Annotated in this window: 22 protein-coding genes; 15 read left to right on the top strand and 7 right to left on the bottom strand. The window is 45.9% G+C overall.

The window, feature by feature from the left end; translation table 11 throughout:
• Positions 1 to 9: 9 nt before the first annotated feature.
• Complete coding sequence (arsC, locus tag FKW19_RS01605) at positions 10 to 357, bottom strand: arsenate reductase (glutaredoxin) (RefSeq protein WP_089179655.1); 348 nt, start codon at positions 355 to 357, stop codon at positions 10 to 12.
• An 80-nt stretch (positions 358 to 437) separates the two neighbouring features.
• On the opposite strand from arsC, the gene FKW19_RS01610 reads away from it, so the two are divergent.
• A complete protein-coding gene (locus tag FKW19_RS01610; RefSeq protein ID WP_089179654.1) occupies positions 438 to 2,120 on the top strand; it encodes a SulP family inorganic anion transporter in 1,683 nt (560 codons plus the stop codon).
• A gap of 3 nt (positions 2,121 to 2,123) precedes the next feature.
• Here FKW19_RS01610 and FKW19_RS01615 read toward each other — a convergent pair whose 3' ends face one another.
• Together FKW19_RS01615 and FKW19_RS01620 are read right to left on the bottom strand one after the other, a co-directional pair.
• Complete coding sequence (locus FKW19_RS01615; protein ID WP_089179653.1) at positions 2,124 to 2,909, bottom strand: sulfite exporter TauE/SafE family protein; 786 nt, start codon at positions 2,907 to 2,909, stop codon at positions 2,124 to 2,126.
• Between the two features lie 28 nt (positions 2,910 to 2,937).
• Complete coding sequence (locus tag FKW19_RS01620) at positions 2,938 to 3,864, bottom strand: MBL fold metallo-hydrolase (RefSeq protein ID WP_035352896.1); 927 nt, start codon at positions 3,862 to 3,864, stop codon at positions 2,938 to 2,940.
• 88 nt (positions 3,865 to 3,952) lie between these two features.
• On the opposite strand from FKW19_RS01620, the gene FKW19_RS01625 reads away from it, so the two are divergent.
• The 5 genes from FKW19_RS01625 (at position 3,953) to FKW19_RS01645 (ending at position 6,553) form a co-directional block, all read left to right on the top strand.
• On the top strand, positions 3,953 to 4,633 hold the full coding sequence (locus tag FKW19_RS01625; RefSeq protein ID WP_006115778.1) for a peroxiredoxin: 681 nt from the start codon (positions 3,953 to 3,955) through the stop codon (positions 4,631 to 4,633).
• A gap of 4 nt (positions 4,634 to 4,637) precedes the next feature.
• Positions 4,638 to 5,069: a helix-turn-helix transcriptional regulator gene (locus FKW19_RS01630; protein ID WP_006115779.1), complete on the top strand. Its 432-nt coding sequence runs from the start codon at positions 4,638 to 4,640 to the stop codon at positions 5,067 to 5,069.
• Between the two features lie 14 nt (positions 5,070 to 5,083).
• Complete coding sequence (locus FKW19_RS01635; RefSeq protein ID WP_089179652.1) at positions 5,084 to 5,647, top strand: DNA-3-methyladenine glycosylase I; 564 nt, start codon at positions 5,084 to 5,086, stop codon at positions 5,645 to 5,647.
• Positions 5,648 to 5,717: 70 nt separating this feature from the next.
• Positions 5,718 to 6,164, top strand: a complete 447-nt coding sequence (locus FKW19_RS01640; protein ID WP_089179651.1) for an HIT family protein — start codon at positions 5,718 to 5,720, stop codon at positions 6,162 to 6,164.
• A gap of 29 nt (positions 6,165 to 6,193) precedes the next feature.
• The gene (locus FKW19_RS01645) at positions 6,194 to 6,553 is read left to right on the top strand and encodes an ArsC family reductase (protein WP_089179650.1); all 360 of its coding nucleotides are present in this window, start codon (positions 6,194 to 6,196) and stop codon (positions 6,551 to 6,553) included.
• A 52-nt stretch (positions 6,554 to 6,605) separates the two neighbouring features.
• On the opposite strand, the gene bfr is transcribed toward FKW19_RS01645, so the two are convergent.
• The 3 genes from bfr to FKW19_RS01660 all read right to left on the bottom strand — a co-directional run bounded on the left by bfr (position 6,606) and on the right by FKW19_RS01660 (position 10,264).
• Positions 6,606 to 7,091, bottom strand: coding sequence for a bacterioferritin (bfr, locus tag FKW19_RS01650; protein ID WP_035352900.1), 486 nt, complete (start codon positions 7,089 to 7,091; stop codon positions 6,606 to 6,608).
• A gap of 186 nt (positions 7,092 to 7,277) precedes the next feature.
• The gene (locus FKW19_RS01655; protein WP_063354646.1) at positions 7,278 to 8,303 is read right to left on the bottom strand and encodes a DUF4105 domain-containing protein; all 1,026 of its coding nucleotides are present in this window, start codon (positions 8,301 to 8,303) and stop codon (positions 7,278 to 7,280) included.
• Positions 8,300 to 10,264 carry a triacylglycerol lipase gene (locus FKW19_RS01660; RefSeq protein ID WP_089179649.1) on the bottom strand — a complete coding sequence of 655 codons (1,965 nt, stop codon included), beginning with the start codon at positions 10,262 to 10,264 and terminating at the stop codon, positions 8,300 to 8,302. Before FKW19_RS01660 ends, FKW19_RS01655 begins: the two co-directional genes overlap by 4 nt.
• A 116-nt stretch (positions 10,265 to 10,380) precedes the next feature.
• Here FKW19_RS01660 and FKW19_RS01665 point away from each other — a divergent pair, with 116 nt between their 5' ends.
• Positions 10,381 to 10,974 carry a histidine phosphatase family protein gene (locus FKW19_RS01665; RefSeq protein WP_193561117.1) on the top strand — a complete coding sequence of 198 codons (594 nt, stop codon included), beginning with the start codon at positions 10,381 to 10,383 and terminating at the stop codon, positions 10,972 to 10,974.
• A gap of 322 nt (positions 10,975 to 11,296) precedes the next feature.
• The gene (locus FKW19_RS01670; RefSeq protein WP_006115789.1) at positions 11,297 to 12,973 is read left to right on the top strand and encodes an alpha-keto acid decarboxylase family protein; all 1,677 of its coding nucleotides are present in this window, start codon (positions 11,297 to 11,299) and stop codon (positions 12,971 to 12,973) included.
• A gap of 66 nt (positions 12,974 to 13,039) precedes the next feature.
• Here FKW19_RS01670 and FKW19_RS01675 read toward each other — a convergent pair whose 3' ends face one another.
• The gene (locus FKW19_RS01675) at positions 13,040 to 14,074 is read right to left on the bottom strand and encodes a HoxN/HupN/NixA family nickel/cobalt transporter (protein WP_089179647.1); all 1,035 of its coding nucleotides are present in this window, start codon (positions 14,072 to 14,074) and stop codon (positions 13,040 to 13,042) included.
• Between the two features lie 187 nt (positions 14,075 to 14,261).
• Between FKW19_RS01675 and FKW19_RS01680 the strand changes: the two genes are divergently transcribed.
• Genes FKW19_RS01680 through ureG form a run of 7 tightly spaced genes read left to right on the top strand, consistent with a single transcriptional unit; the run spans position 14,262 to position 19,216 of the window.
• Entirely contained in the window at positions 14,262 to 15,083 is an 822-nt protein-coding gene (locus FKW19_RS01680; protein ID WP_089179646.1) for an urease accessory protein UreD, read from the top strand.
• A gap of 27 nt (positions 15,084 to 15,110) precedes the next feature.
• Positions 15,111 to 15,413, top strand: a complete 303-nt coding sequence (locus tag FKW19_RS01685; protein WP_006115792.1) for an urease subunit gamma — start codon at positions 15,111 to 15,113, stop codon at positions 15,411 to 15,413.
• Positions 15,397 to 15,741, top strand: coding sequence for an urease subunit beta (locus tag FKW19_RS01690; RefSeq protein ID WP_089179645.1), 345 nt, complete (start codon positions 15,397 to 15,399; stop codon positions 15,739 to 15,741). Before FKW19_RS01685 ends, FKW19_RS01690 begins: the two co-directional genes overlap by 17 nt.
• A complete protein-coding gene (gene ureC / locus FKW19_RS01695; RefSeq protein ID WP_089179644.1) occupies positions 15,738 to 17,444 on the top strand; it encodes an urease subunit alpha in 1,707 nt (568 codons plus the stop codon). Before FKW19_RS01690 ends, ureC begins: the two co-directional genes overlap by 4 nt.
• Positions 17,444 to 17,929: an urease accessory protein UreE gene (locus tag FKW19_RS01700; protein ID WP_089179643.1), complete on the top strand. Its 486-nt coding sequence runs from the start codon at positions 17,444 to 17,446 to the stop codon at positions 17,927 to 17,929. The genes ureC and FKW19_RS01700 overlap by 1 nt, the downstream gene beginning before the upstream one ends.
• Positions 17,930 to 17,939: 10 nt before the next feature.
• Positions 17,940 to 18,605 (top strand): urease accessory protein UreF, encoded by a 666-nt coding sequence (locus FKW19_RS01705; protein WP_089179971.1) that lies wholly within the window; start codon positions 17,940 to 17,942, stop codon positions 18,603 to 18,605.
• A complete protein-coding gene (gene ureG / locus FKW19_RS01710; protein ID WP_089179642.1) occupies positions 18,602 to 19,216 on the top strand; it encodes an urease accessory protein UreG in 615 nt (204 codons plus the stop codon). The genes FKW19_RS01705 and ureG overlap by 4 nt, the downstream gene beginning before the upstream one ends.
• Positions 19,217 to 19,299: the final 83 nt, after the last annotated feature.

Below are 19,299 nucleotides of genomic sequence, written 5' to 3' on the forward strand. Positions count from 1 at the left end.
TGGAAAAACTTATAACAGTTCCAGCACAATATCCGCCGGGCGACAGGCTTTTGCACCTTTGGGTGTGACTACAACAGGACGATTGAGAAGTTTGGGATATTCTGCAATGGCATCAAGAATCTGATCATCGCTGATGTCGGGTGCATCAAGCCCCACTTCCTTACATAATGCTTCCTTGCTGCGCAAAATGTCGCGTGCGCTCAATTTTCCTTTGGCAAGAATGCTTTCCAATTCCGCACGAGTTGGGGGAGCTTTCAGATAAAGGATAATTTCCGGTTCAATTCCCGCATCTCGAATAAGGCCCAGAACTGTGCGTGAAGTGCCGCAGGAAGGATTGTGGTAGAGAGTAACTGACATAGGTGCATCCTAAAGAGTGAAGCCTCAATTATGATATTTGAGGGTATCATGGCACGCAAATAGAATGGGATGGAGAGAGTATGTCGCCCTTGTTAGGCATAAAAAATTGGCTCGGCCAACGGATAACCAAAAAGTCCGGGTCATGGTCGGATATGCTGGCAGGGCTTTCTTTAGCCTCCATGAACATTCCTCAGGTTCTGGGGTATGCCCGTATTGCTGAAATGCCTGCTGTGTGCGGGCTATATACAGTGTTGTTCCCGTTGGTAGCGTTTGCCCTGTTTGGATACTCACGCCATCTGGTGGTAGCTGCAGATTCTGCTACGGCTGCCATCTTTTCCAGTGGTCTGTCAGAAATGGTTTCCCCCGGCAGTGCCAGATATATGGAGTTGGTTAGCGCAGTTGCTCTCCTTAATGCAGGATTTCTCTTAGTTGCCCGCTTATTTCGGTTAGGGTTTCTGGCAGATTTTTTGTCTCGCACTGTGCTGGTGGGTTTTTTGGCAGGCGTGGGTGTACAAGTGGGCTTAAGCATGTTGTATGACATGACAGGCCTAGTCTCATCCTCTCACAATACACTGGCTCAGGCGATAGGGTTATTCCAAGGTTTCGGGCAGATGCAAGGGTTAAGCATGGTCATTGCCAGCCTGAGCTGTGTTGTGTTGTTGGCAGGAGCAAGGCAGAAGCCTCATTGGCCAGTAAGCTTGTGTGTTGTGGTTATCAGTATTTTTTGTAGTTGGAAGTTAGACTTACAACATTACGACGTTGCCATTCTGGGCAGCATACGTGGTGGTTTGCCAGCGTTTTCCGTACCTCTGCCCGGCTGGCATGATATACTAGCTCTGCTACCCATTTCGGCGTCCTGTGTTTTTGTTATTATTGCGCAAAGTGCTGCAACTTCACGTGCTTTTGCAAACATGTTTCATGAACATGTTGATGAAAATGCAGATATTGTGGGCCTGTGTGCTGCCAATGCTGCGGCTGCCTTAACAGGCACGTTTACGGTAAATGGTAGCCCCACGCAAACAGCTATGGCTGTGCAGGCAGGCGCAAGATCACAAAAAGCACAGCTTGTTTTTGCTGCTGTAACAGCCTGTGTACTTTTGTTTTTTCCTGCACCGTTGCAGTATCTCCCTCGTTGCGTGCTTGGTGCCATTGTGTTTTGTGTGGCCGTGCGAATGATAGATATTCAGGCGCTTAATGGCATTCGCAATGAAAGCCCCGGAGAATTTCGTTTAGCACTGGTAACAGCCGCTACGGTTGTAAGTGTAGGGGTGGAACAGGGTATCTTTATTGCTATTGCGCTTTCTTTATTTCGGCACGTTCGGCATAGCTATATGCCGCATACGTTGGTAATGGCACCAGAAGCCACGACTGGAATGTTAGAGGCTGAAGCGGTGGCACCCGGAGAGCAAAGTATGCCGGGTATTATCATTTATCGGTTTTGTGCAGATTTGTTTTATGCAAATTGTAATTTGTTTACAGATGATATCATGACGCTGATTTCATCCGCGCCGGACCCGGTAAAATGTGTTGTGGTAGATTGCAGTGCAATTACCGATATTGACTATTCAGCCGCGCAAGTGGTGCGGGATGTTTTGCAAAGGCTGCATGCACGTGGGATTACCGTGTTGTTTGGTCGTGTTGCTCCATTTTTTCTAAAAGATATGGAGCGCCACCATATTATAGTAGTGCTTGGAAAGGATAATATTTACATGCAGCTTCACACAGCGTTGGCGAGTGCTCGTAAGCTGTGTGGTAGCGCATAAGCTTTATAATTTTTGTACACTTTGCCAGATCATATAAACTGCCACGATAAAAATAATGCAGGCAAAAAGTGTTGTAAGATGACTAGAAGATTTTGCCATGCGGCGGGCTGTGCGGGTGCCAAAAAGGCAACCAATGGCCCCACCTAAAATGAAAAGAGCCGCCAACTGCCAATCAATATAGCCGGACAGCATATAGCTTAAAGCAGTGCTAAACCCAAAAGCGGAAACGGCAACCAGAGACGTGCCAACTGCATTGAGAATAGGCATGCCGGTAGATGCAATAAGCCCGGGCACAATTAGAAAGCCGCCACCAATGCCAAAAAAGCCGGAAAGTAAGCCCGTGCCAAGGCCGTAGCCCATAACTTTGGGAGCGTTGTGTCTATTACAGCTTGCACCCGGACAACCAATGTTGTGCCGCCCGCGGAGCATAAGAATACCCACGCCAATCATTAACAGAGCAAAAAACAAAAGTAGCTTTTTACCATCAACTGTTTTGCCGATGGCGGCCCCAATAAACGCTCCCGCGACCCCACACGATGCAAAGATACCTGCACAGCGCCATTTGACCGTATGGTTGCGTGCATGCTGTGCTAGCCCCACCAATGCGTTGATAGCTACAGCCAATGCACTGGTGCCAATAGCCACATGAGGGTTTTTTACACCTACCAGATATACCATAAGCGGTACTGCCAGAATGGACCCCCCGCCACCAATTAATCCCAAAGTAAAACCGACCAGTACGCCAGACATAAGTTCTAGCAGGAGATGGGGAACAGATAAGGTGAGCATATGTGGTATCCAGAAAGGTCAGTAAATTTTAGAGCTTGTTGATGGGGATCTTGATGTAACTTGTGCCGTTATCTTCTGGTTCTGGCATATGCCCCCCACGGATATTGATTTGTACGGAAGGCATAATCAGGTTGGGTAGGGCAAGTGTTGCATCTCGTGATGTGCGCATATTTACAAACTCATCCTCACTTACGCCCTCATGCACATGCACATTATGCGCGCGCTCTGCACCTACAGTGGTTTCCCACGCATAGGTATCACGGTGCGGAGCCTTGTAATCGTGGCAGAGGAAAAGGCGCGTTTCCGCTGGTAAGGTGAGAAGACGGCGGATAGAGCGATACAGCATCCGGGCATCTCCACCGGGGAAGTCTGCACGGGCAGTGCCATAATCTGGCATGAACAGTGTATCGCCAATAAAGGCTGCATCACCGATAATAAAAGCCATATCTGCGGGGGTATGGCCTGGCACGTGTAATGCTATGGCGTTCAGGTTGCCCAGCTTGAACTGTTCGCCATCTGTAAAAAGATGATCAAACTGAGATCCATCACGTGCAAATCTGGTATCGGCATTAAAGATTTTACCAAAAACTTCCTGCACCTGCACAATGTTGGCACCAATACCCAGCTTGCCGCCCAGTTGTTCCTGCAACCATGGTGCGGCGGAAAGATGATCAGCATGCGCATGTGTTTCTAGTTGCCATGCAACCTGCAATTTTTCAGTGCGCACATAATCGACAATTTTTTGAGCAGAATCGTATTTAATACGACCAGAAGCCTGATCATAATCCAGCACGCTATCAATAACGGCAGCCGTTAGAGTTTGTGGATCATGCACTACATGGCTGGCTGTGAAGGTTTTTTCATCAAAAAAGGTTTTTACAACAGGTTGTTGTTCGGGATGCTGCACAGCCATTAAAATCTGCTGGGTGGCTGTGGCGATAGCTGGATCTGACATAAGGGAAACTCCCAACAGTTTATTATTTTAAGTAAACATGAATATACACTTTAATTAAGAATGAAAGCATCTTGCGTCAAGTGAAAGAATGCGCGTAAACACTGCTGCTATGAATGACCGCATCATAGATACCAGTCAGTTGGAGCCGGTAGTGGCCGCACCCAGAATTGGAGACATGGCTCCAGATTTTATGGCGCGGACAACCCAAGGCATGCTTACGTTAAGTGCTTTGCGTGGGCAGTGGGTGCTGCTGTTTTCGCATCCAGCAGATTTTACACCAGTTTGTACAAGTGAATTTATTGCGTTTGCTCAGGCTGCTGCGCAATTTGCAGCTATGAACTGTGCATTGGTAGGCCTTTCCGTAGATAGCCTGCCTGCCCATCTTGCATGGATTGAAGCCATACGGGAGAGGTTTGACGTTCGGATTCCTTTCCCGGTGGTAGAAGATCCATCCATGGCCATTGCACGTGCGTATGGTATGCTGGATGCAACAGCCCGGAATAGCGCAACCGTGCGCAGTGTGTACATGATTGACCCACAAGGTATTGTGCGGGCCACAACATGTTACCCCATGACTGTTGGCCGATCTGTGGCGGAATTACTACGTTTGCTTGCTGCCCTTCAACGGGTGGATGAGGGGGATGTTCTCACCCCCGAAGGTTGGGCACCCGGAGGGAATGTGGTGCTGCCTACGGCGCAAACTCAAGATGCTGTTATGCAGGCAGGGCCATCGTGGTTCATGTGTTTAAAGCCTGATCAGGGGCGGTAAGCTCATGGTGGAAATGTCTTTAGACGAAGCAAAACAGTTGGTGGAGCAACTCAAGCTGTTTGCTCAGCCGCAGCGCCTCATGATTCTGGATGCACTTTTGCAGCATGGGGCGCTGGCAGTGGGGGAGCTGGAAAGCAGAACCGGGATTGGCCAGCCGACTCTCAGCCAGCAGTTAGGCACGTTAAGGCGTTCTAACCTTATTGTGCCACGTCGCGAATCGCGCACGATTTACTACAGCTTGCAGAGTGAAGATGAAGCCTTGCGGGTAAGGATTTTGATTGGTCTTTTAAAAGGTGACAAAGGCCTGCTATCTGCCACGCACGAGATTGCTGATAAACTCGGAACAAAATCTACCAAAAGGAAAGATCAAATCCTTCGGGAAGAAGGCGCACAGTTTGCCTTTGTGCAGACAACGCAGCCTCAGCGCCGCTTCTAAAGCCGAAAAATTATATGGATTCTCATAAGCACCGTTGCAAATGGGCATGTGGGAACATGATTTTGCGCGCTTACCATGATGCTGAATGGGGTGTGCCCATTAAGGATGCGCGCATCTTATGGGAAATGCTGGTGCTAGAAAGTTTTCAGGCCGGGCTTTCATGGAATACGGTGCTGCAGAAGCGTGAAAATTTTCGGAGGGCTTTTGCTGGGTTTGATCCAGAAAAAGTAGCGCAGTTTACAGAGCAAGATGTGCAAAGATTGATGCAGGATGCCGGGATTATTCGCGCACGTTTAAAAATAGAAGCGACTGTTAAAAATGCTCATGCCTATTTGCAGATGCAGGCAAAAGGCGAGGATTTTGCAAGTTTTGCGTGGGATGTGGCGCAGCAAAATTCTGTAAAGACGAAACAGCCTCATGCGCTTGCGCAAACGCGCGCTTCACAGGTTCTTTCCAAGGAATTGAAGAAACGCGGCTTTTGCTTTGTTGGCCCGGTTATTGTTTATGCATGGATGCAAGCCGCAGGCATGGTAAACGGGCATGAACCAGACTGCTTTCGGTATTACGCCTGCGATTGATTCGATAAGCCACGTAACATGGCTTTTCTCGGGTGTGTTGCAGAAAGCAAAATTATGACTGAGGCTGAGCATGGCAAAAAATGTAATTCAACAACGTGTTGAATGGGCGAGAGAAGGGAAGTTCCCTCAGGTTATTGGGCGTATGCCTTCAGGTTGGCTTATTGTTGCAGATACACAACCAGTACAAGGTTATTGCCAGCTTCTGTCAGACCCGATTGTACCGAGCCTGAATGATCTGCACGGGCAGGAGCGTATACAATATCTGGCAGATTGCGTAACGGTAGGTGATGCCCTGTTAAAGGCAACGAGTGCCGCCAGAATTAATTATGAAACATGGTGTAATCAGGAACCCTCTCTCCATACCCATATTGTGCCGCGTTACTTAACAGAAGCAGATGCCGTAAAAACCAAACCTGTTTGTGTGGGGTATGCGGGTGTTTTTGCACGCACGTTTGATTTGGAACGGGATGCAGCTTTTATGGAAGAAATGCGGAAACTTTTGAATATCCAACCATAGGAAAAGTTGGTTTGCTCAAGGGAGAGGTTATGAGTGCAACAATAACGATATACGGAATTAAATCCTGCGATACGATGCGTAAAGCCATGAAGTGGCTAGAGGCGCATAGTGTGGCGTATAGTTTCCATGATTATAAAAAACAGGGAATAGATACAGCAACACTCAAACAGTGGGCGCAAAATGTTGGGTGGGAAAAGTTGCTGAATAAAGCTGGCACCACGTTTCGTAAATTGCCCGATTCTGAAAAAGAAAATATTGATGAATCACGCGCATTAGCGCTTATGGTTGCTTACCCATCCCTTATAAAAAGGCCCGTTTTAGACCGGGAAGGGGAAATTACGGTTGGCTTTAAGCCAGAAGTTTATGCAGATTTATTTGCTGTAAATTAAATGGCAGGGTGACTATGGGGCACTTATACACCCCATAGTCTTTGATCAGCAATTATTCCTGATCGGGAGCCGCTGCAGAGTTCAGCTGGATGTAGCGTTCGATGCCAATCTGCTTGATCAGATCAAACTGACGATCTAGGAAGTCTTCGTGTTCTTCTTCATTTTCAAGGATCTTCAGCAGCAGATCACGGGAAACAAAGTCACGCACGCTTTCGCAATAGGCAATGCCTTCGCGCAGATCACCCAAAGCTTTTTCTTCCAGCTTCAGGTCGCATTCCAGAATTTCCTTCACGTCCTGACCAATCAGGATGGTGTTCAGGCGCTGGACGTTAGGCAGCCCACCCAAATACAGAATGCGTTCAATCAGCCAGTCAGCATGACGCATTTCTTCAATGGATTCTTCGTACTCTTTCTTGCCCAGCAGGGTAACGCCCCAGTGGCGCAGTGTGCGTGCATGCAGGAAGTACTGGTTGATAGCTGTCAGCTCATTTGTAAGCTGGATATTCAGATGTTCGATAACTTTAGGATCTTTTACCATGATACGATTTCCAGATTTTGGTGGAAGTTTGTGAAGTGTTTTTACGGATGTTTTTGGCATAATGCAAACAGAAAATCGTTAAATATCAACGAGTTTTAATAAGTAATTCTTATTCGCAAGTCTTATTTATGTTTTTTGTTGTCGAAACAGCATCTTAAGCATGTAACAGCATTTATAACATTTCTGTTATTTGATTTGTGAAAGTGTAGGGGACTTATCTAAAGGTAAATGAGCCCGGATTTCTTGCGAATAGTGTGCATCTGGCATCGCTCCGTCCGGCCGCTGAATACGGCTAAGGCGTTTGAGGGTGGGAAAATCATACTGTGTGTTCAGCAGCCCCAGATCATATGCCAAAGAGGCCGTGTAACCGCTTAGCAAAACGCGCCAATCCAGCCGGTAATGGAGTTGAGCGCCAGCGCGGGAGAGAATTTCTGTTGTGCAGTTATCTGCGAGCGTATTGTACCAGCGCGGGTGAGTATGCAGAAAATGAATTTCTGAAAGATAGCTTTTAAACAGGCGTTCACGTGTTTGCGGTGCAATAAAGAGTCGATAAAGATAGACGCGTTCTTTGCGGATATCTGTCCGAACACCAATTAAATCCTGTTCATCTGCGGTAACATAAAACATTTCATAATGATGGAAGAAGCCAGCAATCGCCGAATACGGAAAGCGCTTTTGCCTGCGCGTTTCGATAGATATGGCTAGGTGATGCCCGTCTTTGAATCCAAAGGTAAGAAAAACATGTGCAATACTTTCCCCAGCCCAATAGGATGTAATCATATCTACAGATGAAAGGTCATCCAGATTATATGTGGCATCATAATAGTGTGGTGTATAATCTGTTTCTGTTTTGTATTTAAAATTCCGTATGTTTTGAATATGCACAGTCCGACCAGTCAAAACGGCATCTGCTGGCAAGGCATACTCTCCAGCCCAATCACGATGATTGCGCGGTGGATCCGTTAAATACCATATTATAAAAACAGCACATAAAACTGGAATAGTGGTGCGGCTAAGCCGGGCTGGGGCAAAAAAGAACATCCCCAAAATAAGCAACGGAAAAATGATACTCAGGCCTAAACGCAGCATATCTGGCGTTAAGGTGGAATAATAAAATGCAGCCGCAGAGTAAAGGCTGAATAAGAAAGCACCAGCAGCTTTTACCCAGAAAACCCACCCATATGTGGAAGAATTATGTTGGAACTTGCTCATGGATGCACCGGGGGTGTTGTTGGCTGATATTCACCGCCAATACGTGTGATATTTTGTTTGCTCATATCCCCTGTTTCTGGAGCTCCCGGTGTAAGGCGAGCGAGATGCTCCAGCAAAATACGGCGCACCTCTGCAATAGTGATAGGGTTGGATTGTGTGGAATGGTCAGAATGCCGCACAACCAGTTCAGAATCAGCATAAGGTATGTGCGCACTGCGGTATTTTACCACGCCATCATCTGCAGTTGCTAATGGGCCATCCCCTAGAACGGGAATAATGGAGTGCGTACGTACTTCTGGCACAACCGGTATGGATGCTAAAGAGCGGATAAAGGCACTATGGGGTGTCATGCCATACACACTGCCCATACGCCATGGGCTCATGTTGACACGTATTGAACCAGATTCTCCAATGACAACTTGCTGCATTACTTCAGTTAGGCTGACAGGAAATGTCACCATACGGCCAACAAGGTGCGCTAAAGAAAGTGCCGCCAGATAACTTCCATGTTGTGGTGTAGAGATAAACACAACTTGTTGCACCTCAGGCAACGGTTTTGGAAACAGAGTTTCTTGCAAAAATCTATGAGCTTTTGGGGTAAGGTGTAAACTGTTGAAAGGGTGGTGTGTTAGCCCATTCCAGAGTTTATCTTTAGGGTCTATCACCTGCATTTTTGCCAAAAGCCCGCCTTGGCTATGGCCAATAAGTACCATATGTCCAAGTGCAGGATCTGCTTGCGTACCACCATTGTTTTGAATGGCGGATTCCAAGGCTTCGCGGAGTTGAAAAGCCGAGTATGGGATGGGATTTCCCGTAGCGTAAGAAAAAAACCAAAACTCAAAATGAGCACGAATTTGAGGATCTTCCAGAAGATCGTTCACCATATCTGCCCATCGCCCAGGGCTGGATGCTGTGCCGTGAACAAGCACAACGGGAATACACCCGTAGCGGTGTGGTTCTATGGCAATAAGCTGAGGTTTGCGGCCATTATCAAAAAAACGACCGTCCAGAAAACCTTTGTATTCGCTAGACCAATCTACAGCATTGCTGAGGCTAAGTGCGCGTGAGGCTGTTTGATCGTACTGTAGAGGTATAGGTGTATTGTTGGTTGTGAGAATATGCCCACGATTATCTAAAGCTGTAAGGGTTAGATGGCCGGTAATATGATCGGAGAGAACTTGTCTGCGTGGGTCTGGTATTTCCATAAACAGGCTGACAGGAATGCGTAGTTTATCCGTAACTGTAAAGGAGGATGGTGCACGACCACTTACATGTGGAATGGCTGCAAGGGGTTCGCCCAGCCCCATGTGGCTGTAAATGTTTTTAACGCCTTTTACAGTAAGGCGCGCAGTGGGGCGGAAATCAGTAAGCTCATAGCCATGCCATATACGTTCTGATGGCACAGATGAAAGATCCAGATCGCCAAATGGTAGCACCCAGTGTTGAGAGTTGATATTTGCAGGAGAACCTAAAGCCTCTGTCAGGCTGAGCATATAAATATCACATGCTTGCCGAAAATGTGGATCATATGGGTCTGGATGTTCAGTCGTTTTATCGGCAGGATTGAGATAGGCATATGCATACATGGCAGCCGCCATGAAATCTGTACGGGATTTATGTTTTTTCCCCCGTAAGTAGCTGAGTTCTGCCAACGCAAAAAGTTGGTCATTCAAATCTGGAGTGTAGAATTGGTCTTGCGTGCTTTTGCGCAGGATTTCAATGGCGGCAATTGGGTGTGCCTGCCATATGCCCAGCAAATTTTGGCGTTCCAGCACAATACGGGTGGTGTTACTCAGGATTGTTCCGTTAAGAGCGGTATGGGTGCGATCTTGATAAGCCTCTGTTAGGCTAAGCTGCTGAACAGAAACAGGAGGAGTGCATCCTGTAAGGGCCAGAAAAGCAGCAATGTAGCAGGTCTTGTAATTCAATTTATTGATAAATCGTATAGAAAAAATAGACATCATGCTTTCCGGAAGAACACACTCAAGCGTTAAAATATGCGGCGGAACTTACGATGTTCACGACAATGTGGCAAACAGTAATGAAAGAATGATACTTATCTAAAATCTTGGAAGAAATGATGCCCAATCTACCAGTAGTACGCGTTGTCTTGGTAGGAAGTTTAATACCTGATAATGTACGTAAAGGTTATATACCAGAGCAAAACAAAATAATAAAATTTCCATTTTCTAAAATAATCCAAGAAGATTTTTTGGAAAAACATAATATTTCGCGTATTTTTTGTGCATCTGATATTTTTGTAGTTTCAGATCGTCTTCTTTTAGAACAAAATATTGTTTTGGAGCAGAAGCTAAGGAATAGAAATTATGGAGCTTTGGCAGGGCGGAGTTTGAAAAGTTTATCGGTAGAAGAGCAGGAGCAATTTATGAATCCTACGCACTCTCCAGTTGGTGGAGAAAGTATATATGCATTTCATGCTAGGTTAAAAGCATGGCTGGATAGCCTTTTTGATAACGCCAAAAACCAAGAAACATTCTTGATAATAGCTTCTCCTATCATCATACGTGCATTAAGCGCATGTATTATCGCTGATGGTATAAAAAATTCTTTTCATATTCTAAATAAATTAGATGTTTATCCAGAAAGTTGGAGTGTTTTTTCGGGAAGATCTGGGAATTGGCGCATTCTCACACTTTCCGCGCCTTTTTAAGGCATTAAAGTTAAAGTGTTGGAAAGAAGCGTAAAAATTTTGTTTAGTAAGAATAATCATTCACGATGTGGTGACATTTTGTGATCTATTATATAAATATATGCTTGCGCAATCGACATAAAAACCCACATATATCAAAAATAAATACTTAATATCAATAGGTTGACCTTATTTTATAGAAGGAGAAATAGGATATTTTCTTGGTTGTGAGATATGTTTTTTATATGACAACCACCAGTTTCATATATTGGACATTTGTCTGATTGAGGGTTTTAGCTAAAAGCCGTTTTTTTGAGGCTATTCCGATAGGAGTGATTAAACCATGACATATACAGTCGGCATGTATCTTGCTGAGCGTCTTTCTCAGATTGGATTAAAGCACCACTTTGCCGTAGCCGGAGATTTTAATCTGGTTCTTCTGGATCAGTTACTGGCAAATAAGGAAATGGAACAGGTCTATTGCTGTAATGAGCTGAATTGTGGTTTTAGTGCAGAAGGTTACGCACGTGCTCATGGCGCAGCGGCCGCTGTGGTTACCTTTAGTGTGGGGGCCATTTCTGCCATGAACGCTATTGCTGGTGCATATGCAGAAAACCTGCCTGTTATTTTGATTTCTGGTTCACCTAATAGCAATGATTATGGAACCGGCCATATTCTGCATCATACGCTGGGCACGAACGATTATACCTACCAGTTGGAAATGATGCGGCATGTAACATGCGCGGCAGAAAGCATTACAGATGCAGCATCTGCCCCAGCCAAAATTGATCATGTAATCCGCACAGCCCTGCGTGAACGCAAGCCGGCATATGTTGAAATTGCCTGTAACGTATCTGATGCAGAATGTGTTCGCCCTGGCCCGGTCTCGTCCTTGCTGGCAGAATTGCGGGTAGATGATGTCAGTCTAAAAGCGGCCGTTGAAGCTTCTGTTGCTCTGCTGGAAAAATCTCAGCGTGTTACCATGATTGTAGGTAGCAAAGTGCGCGCGGCACACGCACAGACACAAACAGAACATCTGGCCGATAAGCTAGGCTGTGCTGTTACGATTATGGCGGCAGCAAAAAGCTTTTTCCCAGAAGATCACAAAGGTTTTCGTGGTCTTTATTGGGGGGATGTTTCTTCTCCTGGTGCGCAGGAGCTGGTTGAAAAGTCTGACGCCCTTATTTGTGTGGCCCCCGTCTTTAATGACTATTCCACAGTAGGTTGGACCGCATGGCCCAAGGGTGACAATGTTTTGTTGGCAGAACCTAACCGTGTCACTGTGGGCGGCAAGACATACGAAGGCTTCACGTTGCGTGAATTCCTTGAAGAGCTGGCAAAAAAAGCTCCTAGCCGTCCGTTAACGGCGCAGGAAAGTAAAAAACATACGCCTGTTATTGAAGCATCTAAGGCAGATGCGCGTCTGACAAATGATGAAATGACCCGTCAGATCAACGCAATGCTGACATCAGATACTACCTTGGTTGCTGAAACAGGGGATTCTTGGTTCAACGCTACGCGCATGGATTTGCCGCGCGGTGCACGTGTTGAGCTGGAAATGCAGTGGGGGCATATTGGTTGGTCTGTACCCTCTGCTTTCGGGAACGCCATGGGGTCTCAAGAGCGACAGCATATTCTTATGGTAGGTGATGGCTCGTTCCAGCTTACTGCGCAGGAAATGGCGCAGATGGTGCGTTATAAGCTGCCAGTTATTATCTTCCTCGTGAATAATCGTGGCTATGTTATTGAAATTGCCATTCACGATGGCCCTTACAACTACATCAAGAACTGGGATTACGCAGGCTTGATGGAAGTGTTCAATGCGGAAGATGGTCATGGTCTGGGCCTAAAAGCCACCACAGCAGGTGAACTAGCAGAGGCTATCAAAAAAGCTAAGGCAAACCATGAAGGTCCCACCATTATCGAATGCCAGATTGAACGTTCTGATTGCACCAAAACGTTGGTGGAATGGGGCAAAAAGGTTGCAGCAGCTAATTCCAGAAAACCACAGGTATCCTGAAAGTCTGATATTTAAAATCTAGTGTGTTGCAAAATACCTCCTTCCAAATTGTGGAAGGAGGTATTTTTATATTTCTTTATGATTGATCATAACAGCAGATACACCCCAGCACGTCATGAATATGGCAATAATCACGCAACCTAAAATGCCAAAGTTTTCGCTTAAAGTTTCACACCAGTTCCATAAAGCATATTCAGGGCCAAGATGGTTCCGTATAAGTTCAAGTGCTTCAATGGCGCTTATGAGCAAAGCAATGACGATAGAAACGACAGTAAGCAGCATATTATAATAAAATTTTCGAACAGGTTCTACAAAAGCCCAACCATAAGCACGAAGCATTAAAACGCCATCTAGTGTATCTACAAGAGACATGCCCGCAGTAAAGAGCGCAGGAAAGACCAAGATAGAGCAGAGCGTCATGCCATGGGATGCTTGGCTTGCCGATAAGCTGAGTAACCCAACTTCTGTTGCGGTATCAAACCCCAAGCCAAATAGGAAACCCAGTGGGTACATATGCCAAGTTTTATGAATAAGACCGAATAATGGTTTAAGAAAACGAGTGAGTAGTCCCCCTTTATTAAGAAAAATCTGGATATCTTCTTGGTGAGATATGTTCCCAGATTTAGCATAACAAAAATTTTGATAAAGATTATAAAAAATCACAATATTCATGATGGCAACAAATATTAGAAAAACAATAGAAGTCATTGGTCCGATAATTTCGCCAAATTTCTGAATAACATGAAGCTTTTGTGTAAAAGTTGTCGCTGTGGCAGCAACTAAGATGGATGCTATCACTACGACACTAGAATGACCTAGGGAAAAGAAAAGCCCTACAGAAAGTGGTTGTTTGCCTTCCTGCATTAATTTGCGAGTTATATTATCAATAGCAGCAATATGATCAGCATCTACGGCATGGCGTAGGCCCAAGCTATATGCGACAAACGCCATACTTAATAAGCTGGGAGAATAGCGGAAAGCAATGGAGGCCCAAAGCCAAGTTGCAATGTTAAAACCACCTAATATGGTAAACAACCCTATAGCTTTCCATGTTACATTTTCTGCAGTGGCATTGAAGTTATAACAAAGTATTCTTCTCATGTGTAACCTAAGGAGTCTAGGAAGTTTGATATTTCCTGAAAACAGATTTTTTCAATAATTACAGTATATTTTATAATTTATAACCTTATTTCTTATACGTAAATATGCGTATATCCCACCCTTATTGACGGAAGCATAATACCCTATCTATTTAAAAATAGTTCTTACAGGAATTGGATACAATTAAGTGCCTCTTCTGCAACGTGCTTACGGTCGTTTTGGGTTGGAAGTCCGAAATGATCGTTCTCAGACCCAATGCTACGGGTTGGAGCAGGAGGGATGCTGCCGCTTGTTATTTCCTCGTGTTGCAGGCCAACAGATGGAAGTTGTCACGGTAAATATTTCAGGTGGTATAGCGGCAGGAGACCGCATTGAGGGAGATTTGAGGTGTAACCCGCACACAAATCTTCTTGTCACATCTCAAGCGGCTGAACGTATTTATCGAGCGCGTTCGAATGATCCGGCAGCTCGAATAAATGTTTCCTGCCATATCGCGGAAGATGCATGTTTGGAATGGTTGCCGCACGGCACGATTTTTTTTGATGGTAGCCGTTTACAGCGCAAAATGACTGTAGAGATGGCGGATAATGCGCGATTTCTGTTTCTTGAAAGCCGTTTTTTTGGTCGCGTTGCTTCGGGTGAATGTGTTGAGCAACTGCATGTCAGAGATGGTCTCTCCGTTCGGCGGGATGGGCGGCGCATTTTGGAAGATACGCTGAAACTTGAAAGCGATTCTGTAAATGTTCTTTTGAAGGATCCTGCGGTGGCAGCCGGTTATCGTGTCGTTACAACGCTTGTTTTAGTTGCATCCGATGTATCCAGTCGCCTTGAACCATTACGTAATGTGTTAGCAGCAGAAGAATGCAAAGGGTTCGCGGCCTCAGCATGGAATGGCATGCTAATTGTGCGTGGCATAGCGCAGGATAATTGGCAGTTAGAGCTTATATTGCAACGTATTTTACCAATCTTGCGGAATGGACAATCTATGCCAACCACCTGGCGTTCATGAAGCGGAAAAGTAGAGAAAACGTAAACTATGAAACTGACACCCCGAGAAAAAGATAAATTGCTTATTGCCATGGCAGCAATGGTGGCGCGGCGCAGATTGGAGCGTGGGGTGCGTTTAAATTACCCTGAAGCTGTCGCTCTTATAACAGATCATGTAGTGGAAGGTGCGCGGGATGGTCAGAGTGTTTCAGCGCTTATGGCAAGTGGTGGCCGTGTGTTAACGCGTGATCAGGTTATGGCTGGCGTGCCAGAAATGATTCATGACGTGCAAGTGGAAGCAACCTTTCCTGACGGAACAAAATTGGTGACGGTTCATGCCCCGATACGTTGATGCTTTGCCTGCAGATGCCTTGCCAGGGGAAATTCTGGTTGCAGAAGGTGATATTGTTCTGAATGAGGGGCAGCTCCAACGCAAGTTGATGGTTTCCAATACAGGAGATCGTCCCATACAGGTGGGAAGCCATTATCATTTTTATGAAGTAAATCCTGCTCTGCTGTTTGAGCGCGAACAAGCCAAAGGTTGGCGGCTAAACGTGCCTTCGGGCGGTGCCATTCGCTTTGAGCCGGGACAGATACGAGAAGTAACACTGGTTCCATTACGAGGCTTGCGCCAAGTATTTGGCTTTCGAGGGGAAGTGATGGGAGGTATAGATAAATGACGCATCTTTCCCGTTACGAATATGCAGGCCAGTTTGGCCCCACTACAGGGGATCGTGTTCGGCTGGCAGATACAGCTTTGCTTGTGGAAGTAGAAAAAGATTTTACAATTTATGGGGAAGAAGTGCGGTTTGGTGGTGGAAAAACTATTCGTGACGGCATGGGGCAATCACAATTGTCTCGCGCACAAGGTGCCGTAGATACGGTTATCACAAACGCGCTAATTGTTGATCATTGGGGTATTGTTAAGGCAGATGTTGCCTTGCGAGATGGACGTATTGCAGCAATTGGTAAGGCAGGAAATCCGGATATTCAGCCGGGTGTAGATATTATTATTGGTCCGGGCACAGAAATAATTGCAGCAGAGGGTAAAATACTAACTGCTGGTGGAATTGATAGTCATATTCACTATATTTGCCCACAACAAATAGAAGAGGCTTTATCTTCTGGCATAACGACTATGCTGGGAGGAGGCACCGGGCCAGCCACAGGTACAGCGGCTACAACATGCACACCGGGGCCTTGGCATCTGGCGCGTATGCTGCAGGCCGCAGATGCGTTTCCGGTTAATCTGGCTTTTGCAGGTAAGGGCAATGCATCACGCCCAGAAGCCTTGGAGGAAATGGTAAGGGCAGGGGCGTGTTGTCTGAAATTGCACGAGGATTGGGGATCAACGCCAGCGGCTATTGATTGTTGCTTGAGCGTGGCTGACCGCATGGACGTTCAGGTGATGATCCATACAGACACGCTGAATGAAAGCGGGTTTGTGGAAGATACAATTGCTGCATTTAAAGGGCGCACCATTCATGCTTTTCATACAGAAGGTGCGGGTGGGGGGCATGCACCAGATATTATACGTGTAGCTGGTTTGCCGAATGTTTTACCATCTTCTACCAATCCAACGCGCCCATACACAGTCAACACGCTGGATGAGCATTTGGATATGCTGATGGTATGCCATCATCTTGATCCGCACATTCCAGAAGACATTGCTTTTGCGGAAAGTCGCATTCGGCGTGAGACTATTGCAGCTGAAGATATCTTTCAGGATATGGGCGTGCTTTCCATGATGTCGTCCGACAGTCAGGCCATGGGGCGTGTGGGGGAAGTGCCGTTAAGAACATGGCAAACAGCGCATAAAATGAAGCTACAGCGTGGTGCGCTGTCCGGAGATAGTGTGGCAGATAACAACCGGGTTAAACGTTATATTGCCAAATACACCATAAACCCGGCCATTGCGCATGGTTTGGCGCATGAGGTGGGATCTATCGCTGTTGGAAAATTGGCAGATCTTGTTTTGTGGGAACCTGCTTTTTTTGGTGTAAAGCCAGAAATGGTGATTAAAGGTGGTGCAATTGTTTATGCAATGATGGGCGACCCCAACGCTTCTATCCCCACGCCGCAACCCGTTCATGGTCGTATGATGTTTGGCGGATACGGTGGTGCGCTGACACATACAAGTCTTACATTTGTTTCTCAAGCCGCACTGGAAGATGATTTAGGACATAAACTTAAGCTACAACGTAAACTTTCCGCAGTGTCCAATACACGAGAAAGTATCGGTAAACGCAGCATGATTCATAATGATGCTATGCCACATATCGAAGTAGACCCCGAAACATATGAAGTGCGCGCCGATGGTGTGTTACTGACATGCGAACCTGCAGAAGTTCTTCCTATGGCACAAAGGTATTTTCTGTTCTGATGCAACGCATAATTGAAATTCTTCCAGCAGGAAGTTGGCCAGAAACAGCAGCAACCGAAATTTTTGCAGCCGACTATGAGGGCCGCCACCGCCGCCGTATGGTTATTTGCTTGCAATCTGGTGAAAAAATCCTTCTTGATCTGGAACATGCACGTTTGTTGCGGGCTGGTGATGGTCTGAAACTACAGGATGGACGCATTATTCTGGTAAAATCGCTTCCGGAAGAACTTATGGAAGTCACGGCAATAAATGGCTTACATTTGTTACGTTTGGCATGGCATATAGGAAACCGGCATCTTCCCGCAACTATTGAGGAACACCGTATTCTTATAAGGCATGATCATGTCATTGCAGATATGATTCGTGGCCTTGGTGGCCATGTGCATATGGTCATGGCTGCATTTGATCCCGAAAGTGGTGCGTATGCAGGGCATATAGGTGCACATCAGCATGAAAACGGACATACACACCACTCTCATGATTAATGAAGAAAGCATGGAAGGTAAGGATTTTTTGCGTCTTCTTTCATGGGTCTCTCCAGCATTTCCAACAGGAAGCTATGCTTATAGTCATGGCTTGGAATGGGCTGTTGAGAATGGCGATGTGCATAATGTCGCATCATTATGCCAATGGATAGAAGCTCTTCTTTATTACGGAAGTTTGCAGAATGATCAGATAATTTTGCAGGCAGCTTGGGATGCCGCATATAATCAGGCACAGTTATATGAGGTTGCTGAGTTTGCCTGTGCCTGTGCTTCATCGCGTGAGCGTTATGAAGAAACTGTGTATCAAGGAGAGGCGTTTCAGAAAGCCGCTGCAGTCTGGAATGTTGTTCCACAGGATATTATTCCGTCTCATATCCGTTGGCCTTTGCCAGTCGCGCAAGGTGTCGTGTTTCGATATGGTAACGTATCACGCCAGCAAGCAGCTTTGGCGGGTGGGTATGCTGCTATTGCTGCGTTAGTTTCTGCCGCAGTGCGTTTGGTGCCTTTAGGGCAAACAGATGGACTGCGGGCATTGGCTAGTTTGGAAACAACGTTGCAGAAAGCTACTCAGAAAACCCAGAACCTCACACTCGAAGATATTGGTGGAGCATGCTTTTGCGCAGATCTTGCTGCCATGCACCATGAAACTCAGGTTACAAGGCTATTTAGAACATGACAGACATAAAATATGGCCCGCTACGTGTCGGTATTGGTGGCCCAGTAGGAACGGGTAAAACAGCATTAATGGATGCCTTATGCCGCTGGTTTAGGGATATATATAATATTGCGGCCATAACAAACGATATTTACACGCGTGAAGATGCTGAGTTTCTGACTAGAGCAGGTTCTTTGCCACCAGAACGTATTATGGGGATAGAAACAGGAGGGTGCCCGCACACAGCAATACGAGAAGATGCAAGTATTAATCTTGCTGGTATTGCTGAATTATCAGAACGCTTTGAAAAGCTTGATCTCATTTTGGTGGAAAGTGGTGGAGACAATCTGGCGGCAACTTTTAGCCCAGAATTGGCTGACTTAACTATTTATGTCATTGATGTTTCTGCTGGAGATAAAATCCCCCGCAAAGGTGGGCCAGGTATTACGCGTAGCGACCTATTGGTCATTAATAAAATTGATCTTGCACCATATGTAGGAGCGGATTTAGGCATTATGGATCGGGATAGTCGCAAGATGCGTGGGCAACGGCCCTTTGTCTTTACAAATATTCGAGCAGGCGAAGGTGTGGAAGATATTGCTCAATTTATTATTGAACGTGGAGCACTCTAGAAAAGAAAATAACATTCTTATTTAAAATACCTATGAGTTATCATTTTATATAAATTTTACATTATAGCTCATAGGTATTGTAA

This window comes from Acetobacter sp. DmW_125128 (assembly GCF_008704325.1).
In the GTDB taxonomy this organism is placed as follows: domain Bacteria; phylum Pseudomonadota; class Alphaproteobacteria; order Acetobacterales; family Acetobacteraceae; genus Acetobacter; species Acetobacter oryzifermentans.

Coding starts and splice junctions, on each gene's coding strand:
- arsC (WP_089179655.1), bottom strand. CDS start 357: ATGTCAGTTACTCTCTACCACAATCCTTCCTGCGGCACTTCACGCACA.
- FKW19_RS01610 (WP_089179654.1), top strand. CDS start 438: ATGTCGCCCTTGTTAGGCATAAAAAATTGGCTCGGCCAACGGATAACC.
- FKW19_RS01615 (WP_089179653.1), bottom strand. CDS start 2,909: ATGCTCACCTTATCTGTTCCCCATCTCCTGCTAGAACTTATGTCTGGC.
- FKW19_RS01620 (WP_035352896.1), bottom strand. CDS start 3,864: ATGTCAGATCCAGCTATCGCCACAGCCACCCAGCAGATTTTAATGGCT.
- FKW19_RS01625 (WP_006115778.1), top strand. CDS start 3,953: ATGCGCGTAAACACTGCTGCTATGAATGACCGCATCATAGATACCAGT.
- FKW19_RS01630 (WP_006115779.1), top strand. CDS start 4,638: ATGGTGGAAATGTCTTTAGACGAAGCAAAACAGTTGGTGGAGCAACTC.
- FKW19_RS01635 (WP_089179652.1), top strand. CDS start 5,084: ATGGATTCTCATAAGCACCGTTGCAAATGGGCATGTGGGAACATGATT.
- FKW19_RS01640 (WP_089179651.1), top strand. CDS start 5,718: ATGGCAAAAAATGTAATTCAACAACGTGTTGAATGGGCGAGAGAAGGG.
- FKW19_RS01645 (WP_089179650.1), top strand. CDS start 6,194: ATGAGTGCAACAATAACGATATACGGAATTAAATCCTGCGATACGATG.
- bfr (WP_035352900.1), bottom strand. CDS start 7,091: ATGGTAAAAGATCCTAAAGTTATCGAACATCTGAATATCCAGCTTACA.
- FKW19_RS01655 (WP_063354646.1), bottom strand. CDS start 8,303: ATGAGCAAGTTCCAACATAATTCTTCCACATATGGGTGGGTTTTCTGG.
- FKW19_RS01660 (WP_089179649.1), bottom strand. CDS start 10,264: ATGTCTATTTTTTCTATACGATTTATCAATAAATTGAATTACAAGACC.
- FKW19_RS01665 (WP_193561117.1), top strand. CDS start 10,381: ATGATGCCCAATCTACCAGTAGTACGCGTTGTCTTGGTAGGAAGTTTA.
- FKW19_RS01670 (WP_006115789.1), top strand. CDS start 11,297: ATGACATATACAGTCGGCATGTATCTTGCTGAGCGTCTTTCTCAGATT.
- FKW19_RS01675 (WP_089179647.1), bottom strand. CDS start 14,074: ATGAGAAGAATACTTTGTTATAACTTCAATGCCACTGCAGAAAATGTA.
- FKW19_RS01685 (WP_006115792.1), top strand. CDS start 15,111: ATGAAACTGACACCCCGAGAAAAAGATAAATTGCTTATTGCCATGGCA.
- FKW19_RS01690 (WP_089179645.1), top strand. CDS start 15,397: ATGCCCCGATACGTTGATGCTTTGCCTGCAGATGCCTTGCCAGGGGAA.
- ureC (WP_089179644.1), top strand. CDS start 15,738: ATGACGCATCTTTCCCGTTACGAATATGCAGGCCAGTTTGGCCCCACT.
- FKW19_RS01700 (WP_089179643.1), top strand. CDS start 17,444: ATGCAACGCATAATTGAAATTCTTCCAGCAGGAAGTTGGCCAGAAACA.
- FKW19_RS01705 (WP_089179971.1), top strand. CDS start 17,940: ATGGAAGGTAAGGATTTTTTGCGTCTTCTTTCATGGGTCTCTCCAGCA.
- ureG (WP_089179642.1), top strand. CDS start 18,602: ATGACAGACATAAAATATGGCCCGCTACGTGTCGGTATTGGTGGCCCA.